Origin of the sequence: Paenibacillus endophyticus (genome assembly GCF_014192395.1) — a bacterium.
In the GTDB taxonomy this organism is placed as follows: domain Bacteria; phylum Bacillota; class Bacilli; order Paenibacillales; family Paenibacillaceae; genus Pristimantibacillus; species Pristimantibacillus endophyticus.
The window spans coordinates 132,556-159,400 of sequence record NZ_JACHXW010000017.1 but is presented as its reverse complement, the minus strand read 5'-3'; the positions used below and the strand labels follow the sequence as shown (position 1 = coordinate 159,400).

At 48.4% G+C, this 26,845-nt stretch carries 14 protein-coding genes; 2 read left to right on the top strand and 12 right to left on the bottom strand.

Annotated features, from left to right (window positions below):
• Positions 1-123: 123 nt before the first annotated feature.
• The 3 genes from uvrA to FHS16_RS23220 form a co-directional block, all read right to left on the bottom strand.
• Complete coding sequence (gene uvrA, locus FHS16_RS23230; protein WP_183568497.1) at positions 124-3,006, bottom strand: excinuclease ABC subunit UvrA; 2,883 nt, start codon at positions 3,004-3,006, stop codon at positions 124-126.
• 16 nt (positions 3,007-3,022) lie between these two features.
• Positions 3,023-5,023, bottom strand: a complete 2,001-nt coding sequence (uvrB, locus tag FHS16_RS23225; RefSeq protein ID WP_183568494.1) for an excinuclease ABC subunit UvrB — start codon at positions 5,021-5,023, stop codon at positions 3,023-3,025.
• 219 nt (positions 5,024-5,242) lie between these two features.
• Positions 5,243-6,394 carry a response regulator gene (locus tag FHS16_RS23220; protein WP_312891050.1) on the bottom strand — a complete coding sequence of 384 codons (1,152 nt, stop codon included), beginning with the start codon at positions 6,392-6,394 and terminating at the stop codon, positions 5,243-5,245.
• Between the two features lie 543 nt (positions 6,395-6,937).
• On the opposite strand from FHS16_RS23220, the gene FHS16_RS23215 reads away from it, so the two are divergent.
• Positions 6,938-13,912, top strand: a complete 6,975-nt coding sequence (locus FHS16_RS23215; protein ID WP_183568487.1) for an SdrD B-like domain-containing protein — start codon at positions 6,938-6,940, stop codon at positions 13,910-13,912.
• Between the two features lie 151 nt (positions 13,913-14,063).
• Here FHS16_RS23215 and FHS16_RS23210 read toward each other — a convergent pair whose 3' ends face one another.
• The 5 genes from FHS16_RS23210 to ftsE form a co-directional block, all read right to left on the bottom strand.
• Complete coding sequence (locus FHS16_RS23210) at positions 14,064-15,362, bottom strand: PDZ domain-containing protein (RefSeq protein ID WP_183568484.1); 1,299 nt, start codon at positions 15,360-15,362, stop codon at positions 14,064-14,066.
• A 104-nt stretch (positions 15,363-15,466) separates the two neighbouring features.
• Positions 15,467-16,924, bottom strand: a complete 1,458-nt coding sequence (locus FHS16_RS23205; RefSeq protein ID WP_312891049.1) for a S41 family peptidase — start codon at positions 16,922-16,924, stop codon at positions 15,467-15,469.
• A 194-nt stretch (positions 16,925-17,118) separates the two neighbouring features.
• The gene (locus FHS16_RS23200) at positions 17,119-18,426 is read right to left on the bottom strand and encodes a murein hydrolase activator EnvC family protein (RefSeq protein WP_183568478.1); all 1,308 of its coding nucleotides are present in this window, start codon (positions 18,424-18,426) and stop codon (positions 17,119-17,121) included.
• A gap of 6 nt (positions 18,427-18,432) precedes the next feature.
• Positions 18,433-19,350, bottom strand: coding sequence for a permease-like cell division protein FtsX (gene ftsX / locus FHS16_RS23195; protein ID WP_183568475.1), 918 nt, complete (start codon positions 19,348-19,350; stop codon positions 18,433-18,435).
• Positions 19,340-20,026, bottom strand: a complete 687-nt coding sequence (ftsE, locus tag FHS16_RS23190) for a cell division ATP-binding protein FtsE (RefSeq protein ID WP_183568472.1) — start codon at positions 20,024-20,026, stop codon at positions 19,340-19,342. Before ftsE ends, ftsX begins: the two co-directional genes overlap by 11 nt.
• A 201-nt stretch (positions 20,027-20,227) precedes the next feature.
• Here ftsE and FHS16_RS23185 point away from each other — a divergent pair, with 201 nt between their 5' ends.
• Positions 20,228-21,682, top strand: coding sequence for a VanW family protein (locus FHS16_RS23185; protein WP_312891048.1), 1,455 nt, complete (start codon positions 20,228-20,230; stop codon positions 21,680-21,682).
• 232 nt (positions 21,683-21,914) lie between these two features.
• Here FHS16_RS23185 and argH read toward each other — a convergent pair whose 3' ends face one another.
• From argH to argD, 4 genes are read right to left on the bottom strand one after another with little or no spacing between them, the layout of a single operon-like run.
• A complete protein-coding gene (gene argH / locus FHS16_RS23180) occupies positions 21,915-23,330 on the bottom strand; it encodes an argininosuccinate lyase (RefSeq protein WP_183568469.1) in 1,416 nt (471 codons plus the stop codon).
• A gap of 26 nt (positions 23,331-23,356) precedes the next feature.
• A complete protein-coding gene (locus FHS16_RS23175) occupies positions 23,357-24,586 on the bottom strand; it encodes an argininosuccinate synthase (protein WP_183568466.1) in 1,230 nt (409 codons plus the stop codon).
• 48 nt (positions 24,587-24,634) lie between these two features.
• Positions 24,635-25,594, bottom strand: coding sequence for an ornithine carbamoyltransferase (argF, locus tag FHS16_RS23170; RefSeq protein WP_183568463.1), 960 nt, complete (start codon positions 25,592-25,594; stop codon positions 24,635-24,637).
• Between the two features lie 45 nt (positions 25,595-25,639).
• Positions 25,640-26,842, bottom strand: a complete 1,203-nt coding sequence (argD, locus tag FHS16_RS23165; protein WP_183568459.1) for an acetylornithine transaminase — start codon at positions 26,840-26,842, stop codon at positions 25,640-25,642.
• Positions 26,843-26,845 lie beyond the last annotated feature (3 nt).

Below are 26,845 nucleotides of genomic sequence, written 5' to 3'. Positions count from 1 at the left end.
TGAATAGCCTCTATTTTCAAATTCATATTAAACTTAGACAAAAAAACTGCACCTCCAGATTGTTAGATGGTGTCTAACAATTGGGGTGCAGTTCAAATCCTCAGCCTGCTTTCTTATGTTTGATTACTTTGCCGCGGCAGCAACCTGCTGTTTCTCCTTATGCAAAGCAACGGTACGCGCACGATCCCGCTCTAGAATCGGTTTCAAATATTTCCCTGTATAAGATTGATCTACTTTGATGACCTGCTCAGGCGTTCCGGTAGCAACGATCATACCGCCGCCGCTGCCGCCCTCTGGCCCAAGATCAATGAGATAATCAGCAGTCTTAATGACATCCAGATTATGTTCTATGACAAGTACAGATTCACCAGAATCCACTAAACGATGCAGGACATTCAATAGTCTGTCGATATCATGTACATGCAAGCCCGTTGTAGGCTCATCCAAAATGTAGAGCGTTTTGCCGGTCGAGCGACGATAAAGCTCAGCAGCCAGCTTCACGCGCTGCGCTTCTCCGCCGGATAAAGTCGTTCCAGGCTGGCCCAGCTTCATATAGCCTAGTCCAACATCCAACAAAGTCTGTACCTTGCGGAGTATGCGCGGAATATTTTCAAAGAAGGTGCACGCATCCTCGATTGTCATATCCAGCACTTCTGCAACGTTTTTGCCCTTGTATTTCACTTCGAGCGTCTCGCGGTTATATCGCTTGCCTTTGCAAATTTCGCAAGGAACATATACATCTGGAAGGAAATGCATCTCGATTTTGATGATACCGTCACCGCGGCAAGCCTCACAACGTCCACCTTTAACATTAAAGCTGAATCTGCCCTTCTTATAGCCGCGAACCTTGGATTCCGTCGTGCTTGCATATAGATCGCGAATATCGTCAAATACACCTGTATACGTGGCCGGGTTTGATCTTGGCGTTCTGCCTATTGGTGACTGGTCAATATCGATAACCTTCTCCAAATGTTCAATCCCGCGAAGCTCTTTGTACTGACCTGGACGTGTTTTCGCCCTATTGAGGTCGCGCGCAAGCGTTTTATACAAGATCTCATTCACGAAAGTCGATTTTCCAGATCCGGAAACGCCCGTTACGGCAGTGAACACGCCGAGTGGAATTTTCACATTAACGTTTCGGAGATTATTTTCCTTCGCTCCGCGAACCTCTAACCACTTCTCATTCGTCTTGCGACGATCCGAAGGTACTTCTATGAACTTGCGTCCGCTTAAATATTGTCCAGTCAACGAATGCTCATTTGCCATTACCTCTTCTGGCGTACCTTCAGCAATGATCATCCCGCCATGAATGCCGGCGCCTGGTCCAACGTCAATGATATAGTCAGCAGCAAGCATCGTATCCTCGTCATGCTCAACCACTATCAAAGTGTTTCCAAGATCGCGCATATGCTCAAGCGTCTCAATCAATCGATCATTGTCACGCTGATGCAGTCCAATGCTCGGTTCATCCAGTATATAGAGGACACCCATTAAGCTGGACCCGATTTGCGTCGCCAACCTAATCCGCTGCGCTTCGCCGCCTGACAACGTTCCCGCTGCGCGGCTCAGCGACAAATACTCAAGACCTACATTCACAAGAAAGCCTAAACGGCTGTTGATTTCTTTGAGAATCAAGCTTGCGATCGTAAGCTCCTTCTGTGTAAGCTTCAAGGAATCAAAGTAGCGCTGTGCATCTCCGATCGAGAACGATGTAACCTGGGAAATATGATGAGACTGGATTGTTACGGCCAAGCTTTCCTTGCGCAGCCGCTGTCCCTTGCAGCTTGCACACGGCTTGGCGCTCATATAGTTCTCGATATGCTCGCGCATCATATCAGATGCGGTATCCCTGTAGCGACGCTCCAGATTATGAACGATACCCTCGAATGGGACAAACGCTTCCTTCCGATGGCCAAAGTCATTCTCGTAAAGGAAGCGAACGCGTTCGCCGCCCGTACCGTACAACAGCTTCTTCATCTGTTCGGGCTCAAGCTCAGATACCGGCACATCCTGACGAATGCCATAGTGGACGCAAACGGCGCTTAAAAACTGCGGATAATAATTTGAGGTACTGCCTGCCCATGCAAGGAAAGCCGCATCCTCAATGGATTTGCTCATATCCGGAACAAGCAAATCAGGATCGACGATCATCTTGACACCTAAGCCGTCGCATTCTGGACATGCCCCATAAGGACTGTTGAAAGAGAACATCCGCGGCTCAAGCTCTTCAATGCTGAAACCGCACTCTGGACATGCGAGGTTCGAGCTAAAGAGAAGCTCCTCTTGATCCATAATGTCGACAAGCACGCGTCCTTCAGACAGCTTCAGCGCTGTCTCGAGCGAATCAGCCAGCCTTGTCTGAACATCCGATTTCACGACGATACGATCCACTACCACTTCGATGCTGTGCTTTTTGTTTTTTTCCAGTTCAATGTTCTCACTTAACTCGCGCAGCTCACCGTTTACGCGTACCCGGACGAAGCCTTGCTTCTGTATGTCCGCCAACAGCTTCGTATGCTCGCCTTTGCGGCCTGAAATTAATGGCGCCAGAATCTGCAGTTTCGTCTTCTCAGGATACTCCATAATCCGGTCAACCATTTGCTCTACCGTTTGCGAGGTAATTTCAATGCCATGATCCGGACAATGAGGTTTGCCTACTCGTGCAAATAGAAGTCTTAAATAATCGTAAATCTCGGTTACCGTACCTACCGTAGAGCGCGGGTTGCGGCTTGTCGTTTTCTGATCAATGGAGATGGCTGGCGACAAACCCTCAATAGAATCCACGTCCGGCTTCTCCATCTGACCCAAAAATTGACGCGCATAAGCAGATAAGGACTCTACATAGCGACGCTGACCCTCTGCATAAATCGTATCAAATGCAAGTGATGACTTGCCTGATCCGCTTAACCCCGTCAGTACAACGAATTTATCGCGCGGGATGGTGACGTCGATGTTTTTTAAATTGTGGGCACGTGCGCCCTTGATTACTATTTTATCGCTAGCCAATCGTTTCTCCTCCTACTTAGCCCATTTCGGCACGCAGCTCAAGCAGCGCGTCACGCAATTCAGCAGCTCTCTCAAACTGCAAATTTTTCGCAGCATCCTTCATTTCCGCTTCCAGCCTTTGAAGTAGCGCCAGACGTTCCTTCTTATTCATCTTGCCCGCTCCGACCCCGGTTAAGTAATCAGCCTTCTGTTCGGCTACCTTCGTTGCCTCGATGACGTCATGTACTTTTTTGCGAATCGTTTGCGGCGTAACGCCGTGTTTCTCGTTGTACGCCAGCTGTATGGTACGCCTACGATCGGTTTCTTTGATAGCCCGATCCATGGAATCCGTAATTTTGTCGCCATACATGATTACGCGGCCTTCGCTGTTCCGTGCCGCGCGCCCAATCGTTTGGATAAGCGCGCGATCCGAGCGGAGGAAACCTTCCTTGTCCGCATCAAGAATCGTTACCAAAGATACCTCAGGCAAATCCAACCCTTCACGAAGGAGGTTGATCCCGATAAGGACATGAAACACGCCAAGCCTGAGATCACGCAAAATAGCAAGCCGCTCCAGCGTCTTGATATCGGAATGGAGATATCTGACCTTTATGCCTATCTCCTTCATGTAATCAGTTAAATCCTCTGACATCTTCTTCGTTAACGTGGTAACAAGAACCCTTTCATCCTTGGAAATCCGATCGCGGATTTCGTTCAGAAGATCATCGATTTGTCCTTTAGTTGGACGAACGTCTATGATCGGATCAATAAGACCCGTAGGACGAATGATTTGCTCAATCATCTTGTCCGTATGTTCAATTTCATAAGGTCCTGGCGTCGCAGACACATACACAAGCTGCTTCGCTTTCGCTTCGAATTCTTCAAAGCGAAGTGGACGGTTATCCATCGCTGACGGAAGCCTAAACCCGTGATTAACGAGCATTTCCTTGCGTGCGCGGTCACCATTGTACATGGCGCGAATTTGAGGCAGCGATACATGCGATTCATCAATCACGATTACCATGTCATCCGGGAAATAGTCCAGCAGCGTATATGGCGTAGCACCGCGCTCCCTAAAGGTCAACGGACCGGAATAGTTCTCGATGCCTGAGCAAAACCCCATCTCCGCCATCATTTCCAGGTCATATCTCGTCCGCTGCTCCAGTCTTTGTGCTTCCAGCAGTTTTCCTGCCTCGCGCAGCTCGGCAAGACGCTCCTCGAGCTCTCGTTCAATATTCACGAGCGCGACCTTCATCGTCTCCTCCTGCGTAACGAAGTGAGACGCTGGAAAGATCGCGATATGTTCGCGTTCCCCTATAATTTCACCTGTAAGCACGTCAATTTCCGAGATACGCTCAATTTCATCCCCGAACAGCTCTACCCGAATAGCCCTTTCATTATTCGCAACAGGGAATATCTCGACAATATCGCCGCGAACGCGGAACGTCCCCCTTGTAAAGCTAATGTCATTGCGCTGATATTGAATGTCTACCAATCTATGAAGAATCGCATCACGGGGTTTCTCCATTCCAACTCGAAGCGAGAACACTAGACCGCCATATTCAGTTGGCGACCCGAGACCGTAGATGCAGGACACGCTCGCTACGATGATAACGTCCCGACGCTCGAACAAGGAACTGGTCGCGGAGTGCCGCAGCTTATCAATCTCATCGTTAATGCTTGAATCCTTCTCAATAAAGGTGTCGGACGATGGAATATAAGCTTCAGGCTGATAATAATCGTAATAGCTTACGAAATACTCTACCGCATTATTTGGGAAGAAGCTCTTGAACTCGCTGCATAGCTGGGCTGCAAGCGTCTTATTATGTGCAATGACCAGCGTAGGCCGATTCAGCTTCTCCACCATGTTCGCAATGGTGTATGTCTTGCCTGTACCCGTTGCGCCGAGCAGCGTTTGATGCCGCTTACCGGCCTTGATACCTTCTAACAGCTGCTCGATCGCTTTAGGTTGGTCACCCTGCGGCGTATAATCCGATTTCAGCTCAAACAGCTTTGCTTCTTTTGCAAGCTCGCTCATTCCAAACCTCCGCTCTGTCATTCGTCATGCTATTGTTTTATCAGTATGGTCAATTATGTGAAATTGTTTTCATTCGATGCCAGAAAATAAGAATGTTTGTTCCCGTTTATTATACCGTTATCTTTTAACTGACGCAATGTGCCATATACAAAAAAAATACGCGCATCAAAGTCCGAAGTCGGTCTCAGCTGTCGTATTTCTTGAAAGCGGCTGCCTTTCTCAACCGATGTGCTCTTTTCCCATCCTTTGGCTCTGCCACTGCTTGTACCAAGCGCTCACCGGTTCCGCTACTGGCAACCCGAGTTCATTCTCCATCGTTAATATTAACCGCTCATAATGAGCTGAAACCTTGTCATAAAAGCCTAATTCATCGTAAAGCTTCATTACAATCAAGCCTTCCGCTTCATTATATGGATCAGCTGCTTGAATTCTTTCAAATAGATTAAGCGCAATTATGCGACTCTCCTTGTGTTGCAGAAAGCTTTGAGCAAGCCCCCTTGCGCGGCTCAGCCATAGCTGACGGAGTCGTTCTCTCTCATTTTCAGCCCAAATGTATCCATAATCCTGCATATAATCGCCTTCATAGTCGTCAAGAAGCTGCAAAAGCTTATCTTTATTCTGTCCTGCAAGATCATCTTGTTTGGCAAGCTCCCGCTCCCACTTTTCCGTATCCAAAACGACTTGCCCCATGTCGAGAATATAACCCTCCTGAATACTGGAGTTCTGAATGGCCAGCTCCATCCCCATTTTCTGCAAACATTGCCTGATTTGATAGATTGCCGTATATAGCTGCGTCATCGCGCGCTTCAATTCCATCTCGGGAAAAAACAATTCCAGCAGCGTAGACTTATGGACAAGCTGCTTGCGGTGATGCAGCAGATACAGAAACAGCTCCTGTGCCTTTGACGTTCGCCATTTTGGAATCTCTGGAGTTAGCCCCTGTGATTGAAAACGCAGCGTTTTGAAGCAATAAATCATTTGTGGCTGATCGATGTCCTGAAACGACTTTATTCGCCCCGCCCTCCGACTTATTAAACGCTCTACCGTCTTCTGGATACGGGATTTTTGCAAGGGCTTGAGCACATAATCCACTGCATTTAGTTCAAATGCATTAATCGCATATTCATCATGAGCGGTTACAAATACAATATCTGCGTCCGGGCAGGCCTGCTGGATAAGCTCCGCTGCTTGAAGGCCTGATATTTCCGGCATATGGATATCCAGAAATACAACATCAGGCTGCAGCGCTTCGGCCTGCTCTACAGCATGCAGCGGGTTCTGAAATGTATCGATTGCAGTCAGTTCAGCCGCCTGGTTCAACATCCGTTCCAATTGGACGAGCGCTAGTCTTTCATCATCTATTAAAAGCACCTTCAATTGCTTCACTCCCATATATAATCTGGAACATGTCAAATTTAGAATTTTATTTTTCATTTCTGCCATTTCTTATATCGGCATTTTTCTGATAATCATTTACGTAAAACATACGAATACATGCCAAACGAACTATATTGTTCAGAAAATGTACAGATGATCTCTATATAGTAATCATGATGCGAATAAAGTCGTGACTTGACGAATGATGACGGTACAGGACTTTCATTTGTTCAACATTATTCTTTTCGTGGCTACATTATTCTTCAGGATTCGAGCAGCTTGCTAAATTCGTCAGCACAGGTGAGCGTGCGTGTTTATCCTATCAGGCATTAATTTCCTTGCCGATTAGTGAACCAGCTACTAAGATCCTGACATTTTCCAAGCACCTGCCTATTACTTCATCGACTTCCACCTTCAGAGCAAGCAGGCTGACTTCAATAAGGAGGCTGATCCGGCTAATTCTCGTTTACCTGGAATGATGCGTCATACTGCCACATGCAAAAGTAAAAACAGATCGAAAGGAAGGAAGAAAGAACCATGCTATTTCAGAACATGCGGAAAGGTCGTACTCTCCCCTTGGTCATTCTGTTCGCCTTGCTGTTGCAAACAGCGCTGCTGCCCTTAGCGGCTCCAGTAAAGGCGAGCACGCCAATTGATGGGCTTACGATTATTAAAACCGCGGATAAGACAGATGTAAGCGTGAATGACGAATTCAGTTACTTCATTAATGTAGCGCTTGCCAGCACTGTAGCTTTGGCAAAAGACTTGAAGATCGAGGACATTGTTCCCGCTCCCTTTAACATCCAAGGAGTGACAGGCGCTGGAGCAACCGGAAATACTGTTAGTATTAACCGTCAACTCAATCCCGGAGAATCTCTAGAAATAGAAATCAAGGTCAAGGTGGGCAACACATACACCAACTCCGTTGTTACCAAGTCAAATACGGCAACTGCTACGGAACTCTCAAACGGAAACGTGAGCTCCAGCAGCATTGATGTCAAGATTGCTGCGGATCCAACGACTGTCCCTACCAATCCACCAACAGCAACACCAACTCCGACACAATCTACATATGACAAGTGGGCAGCCTTCAAAACCCAAGATTCCGGGTTTACAGGCACTGTACTCAATGTAGGCGGAGCAATAAGCTATAAAGTGGGCATCAAATCGGTACAAAAGGGTAACACCCTTCCTGCCGGCGCGCTTAAAGGTATTACCCTAGTAGATACTTACCCGGCAAACGCAACCGTGACGCTTGCTGATATTCAACATTCAGCAGGTCCTAATGTTACTCCCGTAATCGATACGAGCAATCGTACCATTACATGGTCCAATTTTGATCTGTCATCTGGTCAAAATTTTGAAGCTCGCGTCACACTCAAATTCCCAGATCAACTCGGCTGGTCCGGACCCAATAACCAAACAAATAGTGTTAAGATGAAACACTACACCATAGAAGGACCAACCGAAACAGAAGTAACCGATGAAGATGCAGAGGTTATTACAAAATTCGGACCGCCTGTCTCAGGTGGAGGCGCAATCAGCAAGAACCGTACCTTCCAATACCGTTGGCACGGACAAGAACAAACCTATACCATTGGCGGTATTACGAATACAGCTACAGGCGCGAATTCAGAGCTTCGCAATTTGGTTCTGACCGATACGCTTCCGACGGAGCTTTCGTATACGCAATTGAAAATGCCAAACCGTCAATGGACCTCTTTTTCTTATGTATTGAAAAATGGCGGAGTACAATCTTTCACTCCAAACGCCAGCGGCAATGCAATTGAAAAAGCATCGACAGGCAGTACACTAACCATTGGTCCTTCGGGCAATATTATTGTGCCTGCAGGCGACTCTTTAGTCAGTGTCTCTTGGAATTTCGCAACGCTGCCTATCAATCAAACAATCGGCGGAATTGAAATTAAAGGAACGGTTTTAGACACGGCAACTGGCGCTAGATCAAGCGAGAACGCTGCTTGCGGTACGGTAACTTCGAATGCGGACCCGAGTGTCGAGCAAGGAGATATCATCAAAAACTGTGCCGTCATTGCCTATGACGCCTTGACCGAAGTAACGCCTGGCAACTGGGCATATGCTGCCAAAACACCTGGAAAGGCACCATCGACATTCCTTATTAATGAGCCGAAGCCTTGGCTTACCGCTTCGAAGGACAATCAGCCCGGAGGCGCATTTTACGGTCCACTTAGTATCGTTCCATTTACGATTAAAGTGAGCAATAAAATAGACGCGACCGGTCCATGGGTAGATCCTATCATTTATGACCTTCTGCCACAGGATTTTAATTACTATACCAATCCGAAACAGATTGATGTAACAACAGCACTAGCCGCGTCCTTTACGATTACCGGTTTGCCCGCTGGCGCAGTACCTCCGAAATTAGAAATACTGCCCGACTTGAATGGCAAAACACTTGCCAAATGGTCATGGCCTGCAGGCATTTCTCTTGATCCAGGTACGCAGCTAACCATTACCTACAGTGGTCAAATCCGCGCAGGCGCCCTAGCAACAGGCGGATCGGTTAATTACGTCAACAATCTTTATGCAGCTCCAACTAACTCGACAACACAGTTCTGGCATGATCAGAATAGCAATCCATTTGCTCCTTCCGACTTCCCGGGCTGGGCCTCCGACAATACAGGACGCTCAGGAACAGCTCTAGGGTTTGTCATTAATCCTGCTGACCCTGTTGAGCGCTATTATGTCAATGCAAGTGCACCCGTAGTCGTCAGTTTGGCAGCTGTCGTTAAATCAGCAAAATGGAACAAAGGAGATCTCGCACCCGTATTCGACGTCGCTAACTCTGGCGGCTACAGCGGGGAACCAGCGATTTCATTTACACCTTTTGAACGCGTAGTAGGAGGCTCTGAATATACGGAATTCCCGAGATTCAGTTCTACCTATGAGGGCGGCTCAGCCGATTACAAGCTGGTTATACAGAACAGCGGTAATACTCGTTTATCCAAGGTTGACGCAATCGATATCCTTCCGTTTATCGGTGACCAATCCGTACTCGGAAACACGGCTCGTGGTTCCGAATGGCGTCCAAACCTTGCTTCAGCTCCAACCTCAGGTACCGGAAAAACATTTACTTATGTCCCTGAGAGTGGCGGCCCAAGCAAAACCGTCACCTACGATCTGAATGTATATTACAGTCTTTCAGCTGACAAAAGCGCCATCGTGAACTTTCCCAATGCGGTTGGCAGCAAGAACGGCTGGATTAATCAAGCAAGCTTCACAAGTGATGACCTAACCGATATTCAATCGCTGTACTTTGAGATCAAAAACATTAAAGGCAGTGACGGTAGCAATGATTTGGCTCCAGGTGACTATATTGTTCTTAGCTGGGACATGAACGCCCCAGTAGGAACTGAAACTGGAAAAGTAGCATGGAACTCCTTTGCTATTCAAGCAACAAGCGCAGCTAGCGGCAGAACGATGCTGCCTGCAGAACCTAACAAAGTCGGATTCCTGGTGCATCCTACCAATCAACATGTTCCGCTTGGCGAGATCGGGAACTTCGTCTGGTTCGACAGCAACCGCAACGGCATTCAGGACGAAGAATATCCTGGGGACAGCGGGCAAGGCGCCGGGATAAACGGTATAAAGGTTAACCTTTATAAGTATAAGGATGGAGTAGCCACTCCGTATAAAGAAACGATTACCGGCTATCACCAAAATGGAAGCCCCGGCTACTATTTGTTCCAAGGCCTTCCTACCGGTGAATATGAAGTCGAGTTTGTTCTGCCGGAGAGATATTCCCCGACAACGGCTAATACGCCGGGAGCAGATCCTGCACACGAAGAAGATACCGACTCAAATTTAGTCACTAAACGTGCTCCTATCGATACGCATACGCCATATCGTACAGACATCATCACCATTGATGTTTTAGACACGGATAAAATCAAAAACTTCACGATCGATTTAGGTCTTGTAGAAGAGGGTTCTGTGGTTCCTTCGTTCCCGTCAGCTTCTTTGGTCAAGACAATTGAAGCTGTAGCTAAAGGCTCTTCAACAGAAGCGCCAAGTACTAGCTACGTTGTTGCAGGCAACGAAGTGCAATATAAAATCGAATTTACAAACACTTCATCGGTTACTTTACACAACATTAAAGTGCAGGACACGCTTGATCGCAATCAAGCAGGCTTTGCTTTCACGAAGCTAACGTACGACGGCTCTTCTATTGCAATAAACGGCAATACGCACTCGCGTCCTGATCTTATTTCAAGCGTAAGCAATTCAGGAACCGAACCTTATATCGTGATTAAGAAGTTAGCTCCTGGCAAGAAGATTGTGCTAGATGGCACATATTCCGTAACATCAGATGATTTCGATTTAAGCGATCTCGATAATAAGGCAACCGTTTATTACAATGAAGCTGACAAACCTCTGGAGGATCCAGAAAGCATTCCTACTGCAGGCGTCAATGTAGTAAAAACAAGCAGCAGAACATCTGCATCAAGTGCTGATGAAGGTGATTGGATCGATTACCTCGTAACGGTCACGAACACAGGCAGCAGCACATTGACGAATATCGTCATTACGGACACGAAGGTTTCTGGCATTCCATCCATTCCTTCATTGGAAGCAGGAAAGTCGATTGAAATTACTTATCCGTATCAATTAACAAATGCTGACGTTAGCGGTGCCTCCATCGTGAATACGGTTAAAGCTGACCCAGCGCAAACGCCTCCTGTAACGGATACGCATGAAATTCCGGTCACAGGCGATCCGCGAGGATCTATCGGCGACTACGTATGGTTTGACCTAAACGAAGACGGCATTCAAGATGCAAGCGAGAACGGCATTAACGGCATTACTGTGAAACTGCTTGATGCAGGCAATCACGTCATTGCTACAACGCTTACTCGCGACAAGGATGGAAAAGCTGGTCATTATTCGTTCAAAGGATTGCCTTTTGCAACTTATCACGTTCAGTTTGTCGTACCGAACGACTATGATGTAACTAAATCAAATCAAGACACGATCGCCACGGATTCCAATGCGATTGATGCATCGGGTGTAACGGCAGACATTGTGCTTACGGCCCTTGCTCCTGATGATCCAACAATTGACCTTGGCTTATATCCCCGCGGTGAGATCGGCAATTATGTATGGCTGGATCGCAACCGTGACGGCATTCAAAACGAGCTAGAAAAGAATGGCATTAACGGTATCGTCGTCAAGCTGTTCAAGGATAACCCGAATGGTACAGCTATTGCTACTACGACAACAACGAACGATGGCAGCGGAAACCCTGGCTACTATCTATTCGATCACTTGTTGTCTGGCAACTATTTCGTACAGTTCGTTATTCCTAACGACTACAGCAAAACGGTTGAAGGAACTGTTCCTGACTCAGGTACAGACTCTAACGAAACAAACAACAGCGGAGTTACGCAGCAAATTGTTATCGGAGAAGCGGCTGGCTGGATTGATCACACGATTGATTTGGGTCTAGTCGGCAAAGGCAGCATCGGTAACTATGTATGGGTAGACCGCGACAATAACGGCAAGCAAGACGAGGAAGAGAAAGACGGCGTCAATGGCATCAAAGTCAGGCTATACGATCAAAACAAAGTTCTGCTTGAAGAAACCGTAACTGGAAATGATACGGCTGGTGATCCTGGTTATTATTTATTCGAGCACCTAGTCGGCGGGAATTATTATGTCGAATTTGAAGTGCCGAGCATCTTTGGGCTTGCAAAAGCATCCGCGTCTGGCACAACAACGACAGATGACTCCAATTCGACAACGAACGGCTTCACTCAAGTCATCGAGATTGGCGCATCAGCACCAAGTGGCTGGAATGATCTGACGATCGATTTAGGGCTTATCGGAATCGGCAGCTTAGGCGATTATGTATGGCATGACCGCAACCGTGACGGCATTCAGAATGAGAAAGATTCAGATGGCATTAATGGTGTTGTCGTCAAGCTATACAAGGACACAGCAACCGGTACTCCAGTAGCACAAACGACTACAGCCAACGATCCAAGCGGCAAACCAGGCTACTATAGCTTCAAAGAGCTGCTCGAAGGCGATTATTTCGTACAGTTCGTTCTGCCAACCGACTATGAGAAAACTGTAGCGGAAAGCGGCGACAATGACGGAATCGATTCTAATGGAACAAACGGCACCCATACTACTGCAAAAATTGAAATCGGCGAAGCGGCTGGTTGGATTGATGCAAGCATCGATTTGGGACTGATCGCTAAAGGCGAGATTGGCAACTATGTATGGCTGGACCGCAACCGTGACGGCATTCAAAACGAGAATGCTGCACAAGGGATTAACGGCATCACAGTCAACCTGTACAAGGACTCTGCAACCGGTGCACCATATGAAGAAACAACAACGATAACCGGTCCAGACGGCAAGCCTGGCTACTATCTGTTCGATAATCTGCGTGAAGGCAACTATTTCGTACAGTTCGTCTATCCGATTGATTATGAAAAGACCGCAGCTGGTGCAGGCTCCAATTTAGCTCTAGATTCGAACCCTACGGATGACAGTGGAATCACATCCATCATCACGATTGGACACACCGAAGGATGGATTGACCACACGATTGATCTTGGGTTGATTGCCAAAGGTAAAATCGGTAATTATGTATGGTACGACGGCAATTCGAACGGCAAGCAGGACGAAGCGGTTGAAACAGGCTTTAACGGTGTCGTTGTTAAGCTATTTGACAAGGATAAAAACTTTCTTGAGCAAACGAAAACGGCTAATGACAACGACGGCAAGCCTGGCTATTATTTGTTTGATCATCTTATTAACGGACAATATTATGTTCAATTTATGATTCCTGCTGGATATATTCCTACAATAGCAGAAGCAGATGGCCTCTCTGCTGCCGAGGACTCCAACAAAACAAAAGAGGGTTATACGGATATCATTCACATTGGACAAAGCGCGCCTAATGGATGGGAAGATCTGACGATCGATTTGGGCTTGTACACGGCTCCAACGCCGCCCGTTCTTCCACCCGTTTTGCCACCAGTACTTCCACCTTTAACGCCAGGCGGTCCAGATCCTGAGGTTCCGGTAGATCCAACCAATCCTCCGACTTCCCCAGGTGAAGAAAAACCACCTGTAGAGCATGAAACGACGGAGCAGGATAAACCAATTGAAGGAAATGTCGATATTCCAAAAGACAGCAAGCCGAGCGTTGGCGAGAAGCCAGAGCACGGTACAGTTAAAGTCGACGACAAAGGAAATTGGGTTTATACACCGAATCCAGGCTATACGGGCAAGGATCAGTTCTCTATTATCGTGAAGGACAAAGACGGCAATGAAGAAGAAATTTTCTTCGAAATCGACGTTGAAGTTCCACAAGGCGGTATTGATGCGGGTACTACGCCACCGGTCACCAACCTTCCAAAAACGGGAGAAGAGAGTTATCTGATGATGCAAATCCTAGGTTTAAGCTTGCTTATTCTTGGAGTAGCGCTTCGTTTCAAACGTAAGAAAGCACAAGCGTAAACGGCTGAAGCCGCCCTCTGGCGGCTAAGCTAACGTTTCGCGTAGAGATATAGAGAAAGTTGGAAAATGATATACTTTCCTATATTTTAAAAAAACAGACTGCATGCGGCTGATTATCATCCGTATGCAGTCTGTTTTCTTTTACAATCGCTTAATGCTTCGCTTCCTTTGCGTGATGAGCCCCTCGTCGATTCGATGCATGATAGCTGCGAAGCAGCTCGACCAAGGAAGCAGGTCCGGCGGATGCATAGTAGTTGGCCTGCTCATCGGGAGCAAGGATGACGCCAAGCTGATGATGCTCACCGGCGAAACGTGCTCGCTGCGCGAATTTAATTTCCCCATCCAAATTGAGTACCTCCAGCTTGCAAAACGCGGAGTTCTGTACGAGAGCCTCGTACAGGTCCTCCTTTGACTTCACGCGCACGCCATTCACCTTATGCAGAATCTCGCCCGTCGCAAGTCCCATAGCCGCTGCAGGCGTCCCAGGCACGATACCTAGTATTCGCAAGCCCCGTGAATCATGTACAAACAAAGGGGACTGTCCCGCTTCCTTCACTCGGCTTCTCCATATGATCGCTTCATGCAGCAGGAGCGAGGCACCGGCAGCAACCGGCAGCAGAATAGGCTGCCACCACGCTATTAGAGCAGCGGCTGCCAAACAGATGCTGTACAAGAGCAAGCCTCTCGCCGCATGCTTCGCTTTCTCGCGAGGCAACAACGATCTTGTCATCTCCGTGAATCCTATAATCATCGGCAAGGCTACGAATGACCAGCCCTGCGACCAATCTGCTCCAAAGAGCGGCGTCCAAGGGAGTGCTGCCGTGGACGCTCCACTTATATTCGTCGGAACTAGCATCAGCAGCGGTACTGGCCAGAAGCCCTGAAGCATATAACCGCCAACAAGCTTGCCTCTTTTCCCTTCCAGGAATAACGGTGTTGCCAGCCGGTCACCCTGCCAGCGTACGAGTATGGCTTCTGCCAGATGCAGCAGCGCTACTAAAACCAACAGCCCAGCCGCGTCAATGCTTGCCAGCGAAACCGCCATTGAGCCTAGCCAGTCTGTTCTCTCCGCCAATGCGGTGAAGCCCACAACCCACTGTAGAAGGGTAATGACGCCTGCACTATAAGCGAAGCATAAATAACGTATGCGTATGAGCATTAAAATAGCCGCTACTGCCCATAACCATATCACTGCCGTTCCCGTTAATGCTACCCCGACAAAGGCACCCGCGATAGACACGGCTATGCCTATAACCAAGCCAGCGAACAGCGCTTTCAAAACCAAGCTGGGCCAATTATGCAGTTTAACCGCGAACAATTGCCGTTCCATTCGTATCTGCCTTGTAAATTGTAAAATGATAAACAATACCGCAATATAATAAAATGGCTGTGCAACTAATTGGACAGCCGCTTTCCCGAGCATTTCCAGCAACTCGTTCGCCGTTTCCATAGCTAACACTCCTTCGCTCGTTCCGCATTTCCCGCTTTCGCAAAAAAATAAAAGGCCGACTCCGTTAAACAGAGTCAACCTCTTATTCATTCGACACATCCGGATTATTTCCTGCTTACCGCTTTAATTGCTTCATGCAGCTGGGTATCGTTTTTCTCATCCTGAATCCATTTAATAACCGCGGCTTCAAGCGCTTCACCGGTTAGCTTATCGACTTGTCCCGTAGTCGGCAGGCTATGCTCAGCCTGGAATTTCTTAACCGCCTCAACCGTTTCTAGGCCATAATAGCCATCTTCCCGCTTCGGTTCATAGCCGAGGCCATGCAGCATAATTTGCACGCTGCGCACCTGTTCGCCAAGGGTATCCGGCTTCAGCGTCTCTTCAAGCGCCAGCCTAGCTACCTTATACAAATCAGGAGGCTCTATGGCAATATCCGGCTTGATTCCATTTTCATGGATCCAATTTCCCTTTGGCGTCAACCATTTCGCAATGGTCATCTTCAAAAGGCTCCCGTCACCAAGCGCCTTGTTGTAGCTCACCTGTACCGTGCCTTTTCCGAAGGATGTTTCGCCAACAAGCTTCGCTCCGGCACTCTCTTGCAAAGCTCCAGCCAATATTTCCGAGGCGCTTGCGCTTCCGTTATTCATAAGAACGGCAATCGGGTACGTTTTGCTCTCGCCTTTAGACAACGTTTTCTCCCGTTTGCCTTCCCGATCCTCTACTTGGACGACCGTTGCCCCTTTATCCAAAAAGGATTGGGCGATGTCCACCACAACGGGCAGCACGCCGCCTGGATTGTTGCGCACATCCAGTACGAGTCCCTTCATGCCTTGCTCCTCCAGCTTCGCAAGCTCCTGCTTGAAGCGCTCAGCCGTATGCAGTGAAAACTGCCTGATCTCGATGACCCCTGTCCCATCTTTCCGCAGCTTGCCATATACCGTTTCCACATCAATGTCGTCACGGATCAGCACAAGCTGAATCGGGTCGGAGAAGCCTGCCCGCTGCACCTGAATCTTCGCTTTCGTTCCTTTTGGACCGCGAATTTTGGCGACGGCATCCTGCAGATTCAAACCATCAAGCTTGGCGCCATTTACTGAAAGCAGGACATCCTTTGCAAGCAGTCCCGAGCGCTCGGCCGGCGATCCTTTAATCGGCGAAACGACTACGATTTTGCCATTCTCAAGCGTGACTTCCGCTCCAATGCCGGTAAACGATCCCTCGATCGATTCCGAGAAATGCTGCGCGACATCCTTCTCCATATAAACGGAATAAGGATCATCAAGCGAGGACATCATGCCGCTGACCGCGCCGTCTAGCAGCTCATGGCGGTCAACCTTTTGATAATATTTGGTCTCGATTAATTCCAGTACCGCATTTAACTTCGTTAGCTCGTCCTCTTTCAGCCCGAACTGCTCACCATCGTCACTCGCAGACGCTGTGAGGGCAGGTGCCGAATGCTGATCCGGATTGATCATTTGGTCCGCGATCGTAAGCGTCACGAGCACGGAGGCAATCATCGTCAGCATAACGAACGCGAATACTGTACGTCCTTTGAAATGCACCTGTCTACACCACCTTCTCATCTTCCACGGTCTTAGCTTTAAGACCACCCTAGTATATGACAATTTGTTTGCAATTATTTGTCTTATCCGGCAAAGATGATCATTTCGTCAGGTAAGCGGTCAAAATTTCAAACGAGGCAGCCACATGGGCTGCCTCTGAAAATGCGTTTTGAATAATGCACTATGAATAAACCCTATTTTAAATAGCTGCTCGGATTAACCGGCGTCTGGTTTTTACGTACTTCGAAATGCAAATGCGGTCCGGTCGAATTGCCCGTACTGCCAACCTCGGCGATTTTTTGGCCTTTTTGAACCTTTTCGCCTTTTTCAACCTTAATTCCGCCATTGCGAATATGACCGTATAGCGTCCATAAGCCATTGCCATGGTCAATGATGACGCAGTTGCCGTAGCTGCTCCAGCTCTGGGCTACTAGCACAACGCCATCCTCGGCGGCATAAATATCTGTACCCTGTGGTGCTGCGAAATCGATTCCTGTATGCGTATGCTTCTTGCCCGAAATCGGATGGACCCGCGTACCGAAGTTAGAGCTAATCCGGTAGTTATCCCTAATCGGCATGCCTAGCTTACCGCCGCTATACGGATTCGAGATATTATTTTTCTCTGCATTTAGCTTGGACACTTTGGCTGCAAGAGCCATAAGCAAATCTTCCTGCTCCTTGCTAATTCCTTCAAGCTCCTCGAGCGTACTGTCTATTTGATGAAGCTTACTGTCTATTTGGTCAAGTTTGCCGTCAAGCTGCTGAATGTTGCTGTTGTAGCTCGCAATCATTAACTGCTTCTCTTCTTCCTTCTTAGCCAGATGAGCCTCATACATCTCAAGCTTTTCATAGATCTTAGACATTTCGCCAAATTGCTTCTCTACCTCAACTTTCTTGAGGGCGACAAGCTCCTTTTCTTCCCTTTGCTCTGCCAATATATCGCGGTCCTGAGACAAGATGGATTGAAGAGCATCGAAACGGTCAATGAAATCAGTGAAACTCGTCGCGCTTAGGAGTACGTCCATGTATGAAACAAATCCGTTCGTATACATGAGGCGCATGCGAGATTGCAACAGCTCGTCACGAGTATTCACCCGCTCCTCAGCTTGGTCTAATTCAAGACCTGTCTGCAGCAGCTCTTCTTCCTTAGCATCACGCTGCGCAAGCGCATTTGTTTTGTTAATGACTACATTATCAATCTCGGCCATGATGTTGTTAATCGAAGCAAGGGCTTCTGCCTTCTTATCCTGGATGGTTCCCTTCTCATTCTCTGCAGCTTCAGCCTGCTTGTGCGCATTCGCAGCTTGCTGCTTCACGCTTGCTGCCTCTCTCTCTGCCTTAGCAGCGCGCTGTTCGGCTGCCCTCATCTCGGCTTTGGCAGCTGCAATCTGTTTCTTAATATCGCTTAGAGAAGCCGCTTCCCCTCCAGTTGGCTGCAATACAAACACCGTGAGCATCATCGTAGCTACAAATAATAGCCATTTTCTCTTCTTCACGTTCATATCCACCTACACTTTCAAATACTTTCGTATCGAAATGGTACTGCCCCAAACACCGATAATCGTGCCAAGACCAATGAGCAACGCAGCCGTTAACAGGCCAGAATCCTCTAATGTAACGAGCTTTATCATCATAAGCGATAATTCCATTTGCGTAATTTTGACCAGTTGCGAGTAACTAAGTAAAACGGCTGCCGTTGTGAGAACGGAACTTATAATTCCAATCAACGCACCTTCGATGAAAAATGGCCAGCGAATAAAAGCGTTCGTTGCACCAACAAGCTTCATGATGCCGATCTCGCGTCTTCTTGCAATAATCGTCATCTTAATCGTATTGGAAATTAAGAACATCGCCGTTACAGATAAACCAATAACGACCACGATCCCTATGTAACGAACCGCATTTGTAATTTTGAACAAGGTCTCGACCGTTCCTTGCCCGTATTTGACTTTTGCAATCGGAATCAGCTCATCCGCTGCATTAATGGCTTCTATTTGTTTCGCTGCGCTCTCAATAGATTGGGGGTCGTACACCTCAACCGTAAACGAATCGGGCAGCGGGTTTTTTTCATTTTCATAACCGTCGAGCAAATCCTTATTGTCTTCGCCCAAGTTTTTCCTCAGCAGCTCAAGCCCCTCTGCTTTGGATACGAATGAAACCTTTCTAACCTCGGTAAGATTGCCGATCTTATTCTGAACTTCCGTAATCTTCGCCTGTTCAACGTTCAGCTGGAGAAACACTCGTATTTGCACCTGGCTTTCAATCTGAGCAGCCATATGATTGACGTTTAAAGCAAGCAGTAAGAAGATGCCTAATATAAATAACGATATAAATATCGAGCTCATCGACGCGAAGGACATCCAACCATTTCGAATAATGTTTTTGGCGCCCTCTCGAAGATGTCGGGTTACGGTTCTAAGCTTCATAGCCGTACTCCCCTCTAGCCTCATCACGGACAATATTGCCGTTCTCTATTGCAATGACGCGCTTGCGTATGGAGTTTACGATATCTTTGTTATGAGTAGCCATTACGATCGTCGCCCCGCGGAAGTTAATTTCCTCGAGCAGGTTCATTATGCCAAGCGACGTCTCCGGATCCAAATTCCCAGTGGGCTCGTCCGCTACGATTACAGAAGGATTGTTCACGATTGCCCTTGCAATCGATACGCGCTGCTGCTCACCGCCCGATAGCTGAGCCGGAAGGCTGGCATGCTTATGCTTAAGGCCAACGAGATCGAGCACCTCCATCGTCCGTTTTTTGATCACCCTGGTTGGCGCCTCTATAACCTCCATCGCAAATGCGACGTTTTCAAATACCGTTAATTTGGGTAATAGTCTAAAGTCCTGGAATATGACGCCTATATTGCGCCTGACGAATGGAATTTTACGCGGCTTCAGCTTGCCTATATTGAATCCGTTCACGGAAAGCTGGCCCTTCGTTGGTACTTCCTCGCGATAAATCAGCTTCATAAATGTGGATTTCCCCGCACCTGACGGTCCTACTAGATAAACAAATTCATTGCGATCTATACGAACAGAGACGCCTCTTAACGCATGCGTTCCGTCGGTGTACGTTTTCCATATGTCTTGCATCTCAATCACATTATCACATCCTGTTTATAGTCAGTACTACTATTTCGACAGTTTGTGCTCAATTCCTTCATGAGAAGCTCGCTTTCCTCATTTTTCACAAATCTCATAAAAAAACGTTTGTCGAATCAGCCGCTATTGCGCGCTAGACAAAATTACAGGGCATGAAGCATATACATGTAAGACTGCCTTGTTTTTCACGCGCAGAAAGGAGTGATTCGTATCGTAAAACGTATCCATATTGGCATTATTGTGCTAGCTTCCCTCCTGCTGGCCGCAGCAGTCTGCTGGGGCTTTGTCTGGAACTATGCGCTTCAAAAGACCGTTCCTAAGCAGGTTGATGCCGGCGGCATCCAAATCGGCGGCCTAACGCTGCAAGAAGCGCTCAATAAGCTCGATCAATATGAGAAGTCGCTGCTGCAGCGTACAATTACGATCCAATCTTCTGCTGCTGTGGCGAGCGACAGCAAGCAATGGACCGTTTCGGAGCTTGGCTATAAGGCTGCATTCACAGGAGCCCGGGAAGCTCTCGCTAAGCTTGAAGAGGGAGACATATGGGAACGTGCCGTATATCGGTACCAATTCCAGAAATCCTATGCGCTTATTCAAAGCTGGAATGCCGATGTTTTTGATGCCGCCGTACGCAAGCAGTGGAGCTGGGTTGAGAAAAACGAAACCAAAAACGCTACACGAACCATAACGGACGACGACCATGTCGTATATGAGCCGCATGTTGATGCTTACCGACTTGATACTGCCGAGCTTACGGCTCGTGTTGATCAATGGGTTATGCTGCCCAAGGAAAAAATCGGATTGCCCGTCGAAATGGCTTTTACAGATACCCTTCCGATTACAACCATTCACCCCGAGCTTACGCTTGAAAAGCTGAAGGATGAAGGGATCGAACGTAAAATCATTTCATTCTCCACCGATTTCAAGACAAGCGCAGAAGGTCGTGCCCATAACGTTACGGTTACGGCTGAGGCGCTTGACGGCTGGGAACTGGCGCCCGGCGAGATCTTTGATTACAACAGTCTCATAGAACATGCGGAAGAGCTGTACGAATATCGAGAGGCGCCTGTTATCCTAAACGGGAAACTGGTTCCCGGCATCGGTGGCGGAATCTGCCAGGTTTCAAGCACGCTTTACAACGCGGCGCTGCGAGCGGGCCTCGAGATTGTGGAGCGGCGCAACCATTCCCTGCCAGTCGCCTATTTGCCTATTGGTCAGGATGCCACCTATGCCGGCGGTGCCATTAACTTCCGATTTAAAAACACAACGGGCAAGCATCTGATCATTCGAACCCAAGTAGAGGATCGAAAGCTAACGATTAAGCTCTTCGGGACCATGGACCCTAACGAGAGCTACGATATCGAATCTGTGACTTTGAAAACTATTGCTCCCTCTGTGCAAGAAAGAAGCAACGCCAGCCTATCTCCTGGTCAAAAGGCGGTTGTGGAGGAAGGCAAGCTGGGCTACGTTGTAGAAACCTTTCGCACGCTTAAGAAGAACGGCAAACTTGTGAGCCGAGACCGTATTTCACATGATACCTACAAAGCGCAGCCTGCCCTGATCGAAGTAGGTCCGCACAAAGGCGGGAATAACCCGGCTGCCACGCCGACACCTGCTCCGAGCGTGAATGAGCCGCTTTTAGAGGATGGCATCTAATACCTACGCAGCTTTTGAAATGCTTTGCAGCATCTACACTTACACGCTCATAAAACAAGAAGAAACGGATATCGTCCTCTGCAAAAGGACGGTATCCGTTTCTCGTAGAAATAGAATATTATTTTAAGCGTGAAGCTTATAAAGTCATATATATAAAAGCAGTTCGGCTGCTCGCCCGCTAGGGCTTCGCCGAACTGCTTTTTATATGCAATGCCTGAACGATCAGGCTTCATTATCTGCTGCGTTCCAAATACTCGGTTACCCAAGCTGCGGTTTCTGCCAGAACAGTCTCCGCACGGCCGATTGCATCTTCTACCTGTGTTTTTGCTGTTCCGCCGTAGACATTACGCGCATTCACAACCTGCTCCGGTTGAAGCACCGCATAAATACGGTCATCGAACAAAGAGGAGAATTGCTTGAATTCTTCCAACGTAAGATCTAGCAAATATTTGTTTTGCTCGATGCAGTAGAGAACCGTCTTGCCAATAACCTCATGCGCTTGACGGAATGGCAAGCCTTTGCCGACGAGGAAATCCGCAATATCGGTTGCGTTGGAGAAATCTTGGTTCACGGCTTGGCGCATGCGTTCCTTGTTCACTTTCATCGTTGCGATCATGGGAGCGAACAGCTGAAGCGCGCCTTGCAGCGTCTTCACCGTATCGAACATGCCTTCCTTGTCTTCCTGCATGTCCTTGTTGTACGCAAGCGGCAAGGATTTGAGCACAGTCAGCAAGCCGACGAGGTCGCCGTAGACACGGCCAGTTTTACCTCGCACCAGCTCGGGAACGTCAGGATTTTTCTTCTGCGGCATAATGCTGCTGCCCGTGCAGAAAGCATCATCAAGCTCGACGAAATGAAACTCCGTGCTCGACCACAGAATTAACTCCTCGCTGAGACGCGATAGATGCATCATGATAATCGAAGCGTCCGCCAGAAATTCAACGATGAAGTCGCGGTCACTTACCGCATCCAGGCTGTTTTCATAGACGCGATCGAATTTCAATTGGCTCGCTACAAAGTGGCGGTCGATCGGGAACGTCGTCCCCGCAAGCGCGCCCGCTCCAAGCGGCAGCACATTAATACGCTTGTAGCTGTCCTGCAGACGCTCGATATCACGGCCGAACATGGAAACATAAGCCATCAAATGATGGGCAAATAGAATCGGCTGCGCGCGCTGCAAATGCGTGTACCCCGGCACGATCGTATCGATATTCGCTTTGGCTTGCTCGATAAGCGCGGATTGCAGCTTATAGAGCATATCCACAAACTCGACTACCCTTTTGCGCAGCCACAAATGCATGTCTGTTGCTACTTGATCGTTTCGGCTGCGTCCCGTATGCAGCTTGCCGCCAACAGAGCCCACATCATCAATGAGTGTTTTCTCGATATTCATATGAATATCTTCGTCTCCGATTGAGAATTCGATATCATCGCGCTTAATGCGCTGCAATACCCGGTGCAAGCCGTCTTTGATTTTCTCCACGTCGTCGGCCGGCAAGATGCCTTGCTTGCCCAGCATTGTTACATGCGCAATGCTGCCTTGAATATCTTCTTCGGCAAGCTCTTTATCAAACATAATGGATGCTGTATATTCCTCTACCAATTGGTCCGTTTTCTTCGTAAACCGACCGCCCCATAATTTACTCACTGGTTCGTTACACTCCCTTGTAAAGCTTATTTGTTGCTGACAGCCGAGGAAACCTTCAAGCGCAAAGCGTTCAAACGGATGAAGCCTGTCGCATCGCCTTGGTCGTAAGCTTTGGACGGGTCTGCTTCCATCGTAGCGATGTCTGGGTTGTACAAGCTAACTGGGCTTTGTACGCCTGCACCAATTACGTTGCCTTTATATAGTTTCAAGCGAACAACGCCGCTTACGTTCCTTTGTGATTCTGTTACGAGTGCTTGAAGAGCAAGGCGCTCAGGCGCGAACCAGAAGCCGTTGTAAACAAGCTGGCTGTATTTGGCGATTAAGGAATCGCGAAGATGCATAACCTCGCGGTCCATCGTCAAGGATTCCATTTTGCGGTGGGCTGTAAATAGAATCGTTCCGCCCGGTGTCTCATATACACCGCGGCTCTTCATGCCGACGAAACGGTTCTCTACCATATCTACACGTCCGATGCCGTGCTTGCCGCCAAGCTCGTTGAGCGTATCCATCACTTCAAGCGGGCTAAGCTCCTTGCCGTTAATGGCCGTACAATTGCCTTCAGCGAAAGTAAGCTCGACATATTCCGCTTTATCCGGCGCATTCTCCGGCGAAACGCTTAGCACGTACATGCTCTCGTTTTCTTCTGAGCTAGGATCAAACCAAGGATCCTCAAGCATGCCACTCTCAAAGCTAATGTGAAGCAGATTGCGGTCTGTCGAATAAGGCTTAGCCGCGGATGCCGTTACCGGAATATTGTGCTTCTCCGCGTATGCGATCATTTCCGCGCGTCCCGGGAATTCCTCGCGGAACGCTTCAAGGCGCCAAGGCGCGATAACGCCGATCTCTGGTGCCAAAGCAGCTGCCGTCAGCTCGAAACGCACTTGGTCGTTTCCTTTTCCTGTTGCTCCGTGGGCAATATACGCAGCGCCTTCTGCACGTGCAATATCAACCATCCGCTTAGCGATAAGCGGACGAGCGATCGATGTTCCCAGCAAATACTGGCCTTCATACAGCGTTCCCGCTTGGAACATCGGGTAGATAAAGTCCTTAGCGAACTCATCGCGCAGATCATCGATGTATACTTTCGATGCGCCAGTTGCCAATGCTTTGGCCTCCAAGCCGTCAAGCTCGTCCTTTTGGCCGATATCAGCCGTGAATGCGATGATTTCCGCGTCGTATGTTTCTTTCAACCATTTGAGGATAACCGAAGTGTCCAAGCCGCCGGAATAGGCGAGCACGATTTTTTCTTTTGCCATAATAGTGTTTACTTCCCTTCGAATGAATTCATAACGTTAAGCGGTATGTTAAGACATAATAGCTGCCATGATTGCTTTCTGCGCATGGAGACGATTCTCCGCCTGATCGAAAATAATAGAGCTGTCGCCGTCGATTACGCCTTCGCTCACTTCTTCGCCGCGATGTGCCGGCAAGCAGTGCATAAAGAGATAATCTTTTTTCGCGTATTTAATCAAAGCCTCGTTTACCTGATACGCGGCAAAAGCAATCTCGCGTTCCTTCTGCTCGGCTTCCTGCCCCATGCTCGCCCACACATCCGTGTATACGATATCCGCATCGGCAATAGCTTCCTTCGGATCGCGGCAGATGCGGATTTGCGAGCCCGTTTCTGCAGCATGATCCTTCGTTTGCTGAATAATATCCGCATCCGGCTCATAGCCTTCAGGTGTCGCTACGGACATATGAAGACCCAGCTTGGCAGCACCCATTAACAGGGAATGCGTCATATTGTTGCCGTCGCCGATATAGGCAATCTTCAACCCTTCCAAGCGGCCCTTCTGCTCGAGAATCGTTTGATAATCGGCAAGCGCCTGACAAGGATGAGACAGATCTGTCAATCCGTTAATGACCGGAATGGTAGCTCCGCGCGCCAGTTCAACGACTTTACGATGAGCGAACGTACGGATCATGATGCCATCCAGGTAACGCGATAGCGTCTGAGCCGTATCCCAGATCGTCTCGCCTCGGCCGATTTGCAGGTCATTCCCGCTTAGGAAAAGTCCTTGTCCGCCAAGCTGATACATTCCCACCTCGAATGATACGCGCGTGCGCGTAGACGACTTCTCGAAAATCATCCCCAACGTTTTTCCTTTTAGCACATGATGCGTTTCGCCTGCTTTTTGCTTTTGCTTCAGATCAATGGCTAGATCGATCAAGTAGCGGATTTCCTCCGGCTTGAAGTCGACCAGCATGAGAAAGTCGCGCCCCTTTAAGCTTTGCGCCAACTCCTCTTTTACAATTCCTTGCATGGTGTAGCCCTCCTTCATGTTGAATCCATCTGCTTCTATTCCTTATTAAACGACTGGGCGCTTTTCTTCCAGCAGCTCTGCCAGTATGGCAACAGCCATGTCAATTTCTTCGTCCGTTACTAACAAATTAGGCAATAGGCGGATGACGTTCGGTCCAGCCGAAATTGCGATTAACCCGCGTTCTTGCGCTTTATTCAATATATCTGCGATCGGCTCGGCACATTCAATGCCTACGAGCAGCCCAAGTCCGCGCACCTCGTGGACAAAAGCATTTCCTGCCAGCTTCGTACGAAGCTGATTCATTAAATATTCGCCTTTTTGCGCTGCACGCTCGGACAAGCCTTCACCCACAATCGTCTCGACCGTAGCTTTTACGACTGCTGTGGCAATCGGCGTACCGCCGAAGGTTGAACCATGACTGCCCGCTGTGAAGCCCTCGCGCAGCTTCTCCTTTGCTGCCATCGCGCCGACCGGGAAGCCGCTTCCGAGACCCTTGGCCATCGTGAAAATGTCCGGCTCAATGCCATAGTGCTCATACGCAAACAATTTGCCCGTACGGCCCATCCCGGTTTGAATCTCATCGACGATTAACAGAATGCCTTGCTTCTCGCACAATGCGATAAGTGCTTTGAGGTATTCTGGATCAACCGGGTAAATACCGCCCTCAGCTTGCACCATCTCCAGCATGATAGCTGCTGTCTGATCCGATACAGCCGCCTCAAGGGCAGCAAGATCGTTCAACGGAATCGTCGTAAAGCCGGCTGGCAGCGGCGCAAAGCCTTCTTTCACCTTCGCTTGGCCCGTTGCCGTAAGGGTAGCCAATGTGCGTCCATGGAAGGACTGCTCGAAAGTGATGATTTCAAAACGGCCATTATTCAGCACCTTCTGGTTGTATCGGCGCGCGAGCTTGATCGCTGCCTCGTTTGCTTCCGCTCCAGAATTACAGAAAAAAACGGCATCCGCACAGCTGTTGTCCGTAATGAGCTTGCCCGCTTCCGCTTGGTTCGGAATATGGAACAGGTTAGATACATGCCATAATTCATCGAGCTGCTTGATTAACGCTGCTTTGATTTGTTTAGGAGCATGCCCGAGATTCGTAACCGCAATACCACTCATGAAATCAAGGTATTTATTCCCTTTATCGTCCCACAGCCAGCTTCCCTCGCCCTTTACAAGCGCCATTGGATATCTTGCATAGGTTGGGAACAAGGATTGGTCAACCACCGTCTCTGTTTTTGTACTGCTCATCGG

Coding starts and splice junctions, on each gene's coding strand:
- uvrB (WP_183568494.1), bottom strand. CDS start 5,023: ATGAGCGAGCTTGCAAAAGAAGCAAAGCTGTTTGAGCTGAAATCGGAT.
- FHS16_RS23215 (WP_183568487.1), top strand. CDS start 6,938: ATGCTATTTCAGAACATGCGGAAAGGTCGTACTCTCCCCTTGGTCATT.
- FHS16_RS23210 (WP_183568484.1), bottom strand. CDS start 15,362: ATGGAAACGGCGAACGAGTTGCTGGAAATGCTCGGGAAAGCGGCTGTC.
- FHS16_RS23200 (WP_183568478.1), bottom strand. CDS start 18,426: ATGAACGTGAAGAAGAGAAAATGGCTATTATTTGTAGCTACGATGATG.
- ftsX (WP_183568475.1), bottom strand. CDS start 19,350: ATGAAGCTTAGAACCGTAACCCGACATCTTCGAGAGGGCGCCAAAAAC.
- FHS16_RS23175 (WP_183568466.1), bottom strand. CDS start 24,586: ATGGCAAAAGAAAAAATCGTGCTCGCCTATTCCGGCGGCTTGGACACT.
- argF (WP_183568463.1), bottom strand. CDS start 25,594: ATGCAAGGAATTGTAAAAGAGGAGTTGGCGCAAAGCTTAAAGGGGCGC.
- argD (WP_183568459.1), bottom strand. CDS start 26,842: ATGAGCAGTACAAAAACAGAGACGGTGGTTGACCAATCCTTGTTCCCA.